Origin of the sequence: Campylobacter concisus, from assembly GCF_002165775.1 — a bacterium.
GTDB classification, from domain to species: Bacteria; Campylobacterota; Campylobacteria; order Campylobacterales; family Campylobacteraceae; genus Campylobacter_A; species Campylobacter_A concisus_E.
Genome location: NZ_NDYP01000016.1, coordinates 1 through 3,248, shown reverse-complemented (window position 1 = coordinate 3,248; position 3,248 = coordinate 1). Strand labels below are relative to the sequence as shown.

Annotated in this window: 5 protein-coding genes; all 5 read right to left on the bottom strand. The window is 51.1% G+C overall.

Annotation, left to right across the window (positions count from 1 at the left end):
• The coding region (locus B9N66_RS09530) for a fumarate hydratase (protein WP_180382102.1) at positions 1 to 434 on the bottom strand (434 nt) is incomplete at its 3' end.
• Entirely contained in the window at positions 427 to 885 is a 459-nt protein-coding gene (locus tag B9N66_RS09525) for a ribosomal maturation YjgA family protein (RefSeq protein ID WP_087580816.1), read from the bottom strand. The genes B9N66_RS09525 and B9N66_RS09530, both read right to left, overlap by 8 nt.
• 51 nt (positions 886 to 936) lie before the next feature.
• Positions 937 to 1,683, bottom strand: a complete 747-nt coding sequence (gene larB, locus B9N66_RS09520) for a nickel pincer cofactor biosynthesis protein LarB (protein ID WP_087580815.1) — start codon at positions 1,681 to 1,683, stop codon at positions 937 to 939.
• Entirely contained in the window at positions 1,670 to 2,449 is a 780-nt protein-coding gene (gene larE, locus B9N66_RS09515; RefSeq protein WP_087580814.1) for an ATP-dependent sacrificial sulfur transferase LarE, read from the bottom strand. Before larE ends, larB begins: the two co-directional genes overlap by 14 nt.
• On the bottom strand, positions 2,421 to 3,248 hold an 828-nt coding region (locus tag B9N66_RS09510; protein WP_141083443.1), incomplete at its 5' end, for a LarC family nickel insertion protein. The genes B9N66_RS09510 and larE, both read right to left, overlap by 29 nt.

The window sequence follows — 3,248 nt, the reverse complement described above, 5'->3', positions numbered from 1 at the left end:
GTGTGGATCTCGCACTCGCCGCTATCCGGCACGATCTCCCAAAACAGGCTAGGCATGCCCTTGCCGACGTTTTTGCTGGTGTTGTACTCGTCAAAGGTCTCGACGCTGTTGTGGCGTAGCGGAGCCTCTCGCGTCGCCCGCAGTACGGCTTCGCGCAATAGCTCTTCAAGCTCGCCGATGAGCGGGAAATTTGCGCCGCAGCACACGAAAAACTGGATCACTCCCGTATCCTGACAGGACGGGCGGTCTAGCTGCTTTGCAAGGCGCTGGTTTTCAAACATCGTTTTGTAGATCTCCTTTGCCAGTGGCTGCGTTTCAAGCTCACTAAGCTCCAGCAGCTTCGCCGTCACGTCGTCAGGCAGCACCTTGCCCGTGTAGCCGACAAATTTCGCCATGACCTCGGTCATCTTTTGCACGGCTTTTTCTTTATCCATCGCTTCTCATTTGCCAAATTTTACTTTCAAATTTTTCATAAGCGCCCGCTAGGACGCAGCCAACAGCGTAGCAGAGCAGATCGGCGAAATCAAACGTTCCGCCGATCATTACTTTTAAAATTTTATTTTCTATGCCTAAAATTTGCACTGCGCCAAAATACTGCGCTAGCTCCAAAGCCGCTGCGAACGCGAAAATTTTAAGCGGCAAATTTGACGGCGGCGCGCTAAATGTAGCCCGCGTCAAAGCGTAAAGCAAGATAACCGCCAAAACGTCGCCCGCGTAGTGGCGCACGAAGCCGCCCTTTACGCAGATCGCGATGTAAATTTCTACCGCTAAAATCATGCCAGCCGCGGCTAAAAATACTAGCCTAGTTCGCGCGCTTTGCCTTGTTTGCAGCTTTTGCATGCGCTTTGCAGCACTTTTTTGCTCGCTTAAATTTTCCTCTAGCAACGCTTTTCTTTTAAATTTAGCCGTTAAATTTGCCTCGCAAGCGGCGTAAATTCAGAGATGATTTATCAGGCTCGCGTTATACGCGGCGCCGAATCCGTTGTCGATATTTACGACGCTGACGCCGTTTGCGCAGCTGTTTAGCATCGCTAGCAGCGCCGCCAGTCCGCCGAAACTCGCGCCGTATCCCACGCTGGTGGGCACTGCGATCACGGGTACGCTCACGAGGCCTGCTAACACGCTAGCAAGTGCGCCCTCCATGCCAGCAACGGCGATGACGACCTTTGCACCACGTATCTCATCGAGCTTTGCGACCAGCCTATGTAGTCCTGCCACGCCTGCGTCGCTAAATTTACGCGTGTCGTTGCCTAGAAATCTCGCCGTTTCGTACGCTTCCTCCACTACCGCGCCGTCGGCGGTGCCTGCGGAAACTATCGCGATGTAGCTTTGCGTGAGCGCGGGCTCTTTAAATTTGACGCTGATGACGCGGCCACGAGCATTAAAATTTGCCTGCGGAAAGATCTCACGTATGCGTTCAAAAACATTCTCATTTGTTCTTGTGATTAGGATATTTTCATTTTTTTTGCCGATCACACTAGCAATTTGCAAAATTTCATCATCTGTTTTATTTGCCCCATATATCACCTCACCAGTACCATTTCGCAAAGCACGCTGAGTGTCGATCTTGGCGCATCCCACGTCGCTAAAAGGAAAATCCCGTAAAAACTCTATCGCTTCGCGCTCGCTTTTTTCGCCCGATTTTACGGTACGAATGAAATTTAAAGCCTCATCTCTCGTCATTTAAAATCTCCCCGCGAAGCCCTTTTAAATCAAGCAAAATATCATACTCGCCAAGCGAAGCAATCTCGCGTACGACGGCGCTAAAATCTCCCGCGCAAAAGCGCCTAGTCTCGCTCGCACCCATTTGCAGCCTAAAGGCTTTGCCGTCAAATCGCGCGCGAATATTTAAAAATCCGTGCGAGATTAGCAGATTTTCGGCTCGCTCCACGAGCGAAATTTCCTCCGCGAAAAACTCCCTATCGTGCGGTAAACGCGTCAGAAGGCACGCGTAGCTGGGCTTATCCGCGGTCGGCAGTCCAAGCTCGCGGCTAAGCTCTCTAATCTCTGATTTTTTGAGGCCTTTAAGCGGCGAAAGCACGCCAAGCTCGTCTTTTGCTTTAAGCCCCGGGCGGTATTCGCCAAGGTCGTCTAAGTTCGTACCGTCGGCGACGTTTGTAAAGCCTAGATGCTTTGCCAGCTCGATTAGCCGCGTAAAAACCGCCTTTTTACAGACGTAGCAGCGATCTTGCGGATTATTTTTTACCGCTTCGGGCGCTTCTAGCTCTAAAATTTCGTGCCTGATGCCGTAAGTACGGGTAAATTCCACCGCCTCTTTTATCTCGCGCCCCGACATATAGGGCGATTTTAGCGTGATAGCTACCGCGCGCCGGCCTAGCGTATCGGCGGCAACGCGCAGCAGTAGCGAGCTATCCACGCCGCCGCTAAACGCTACGGCTAAATTTTCCAGCTTTTTTATATCATTTTTTAGAATTTCTAGTTTCGTCATATTTTTTTAAAGTCTCGTTTCTAACCTCGCAGATCGTCGTTTGAAATCTCTGCGCGGCTTTTTTGCAGTCCTCGAATTCGGGCTTGATTTTTAAAATTTCGGGGTAATTTCGGGCTAAATTTTCATCCGTCGAATTTTGCTCGGCGTTAAAACCGTAAACCCGGCCGCGCGAAATTTTAAGCCTTATTTTGCCGTATTTAGTCTCTACTTCGCAAAACTCGCGCGCAAGCTCGGTTTTCCTCACGGCGCACTCTCTAACTCCGATCGCCGTCGTATGCGCGAAAATTAGCCCCTTTATCCGCGCGGCGTCCTGCTTGCGGCACAGCGCGTTTAGCTCAAAGCCCGCGCGCCCCTTTTTCATAAAAATAGACCTGCTAAATACGTCCAGCGCGCCGCTATCTCGCAAAATATCGCACGCAAAGGCAAAGCTCTCGGCGTCCATGTCGTCGATATTAGTGGAGATTAAAATCCGCTCGCAAAGCTCGCCATAGCCGATCTGCACGCTCAAATTTGGCTCATCTTTTAAGCCTAAATCCTCGCTCGTTTCGCAAAGTATCACGCGAAGTGCGTTGGCAAAATCTGCGACGTCTTTATCGCCAGCGCCGTAGCCCGTGCTTAAAATTTTAAAATTTCGCGGCGACTCGCGGCGGTCTTGCTCCCTTAAATTTAGTGCGCAGGCCTTTAAAATCGCCGCTCCTGTGGGCGTAGTCATCTCGAAATTCGCTCGCCCTAGGCTTACTTGCGCGCCTTTTAAAATTTCGCAAACCGCAGGCGCCGGTACGGTCAGCCTGCCGTGAGC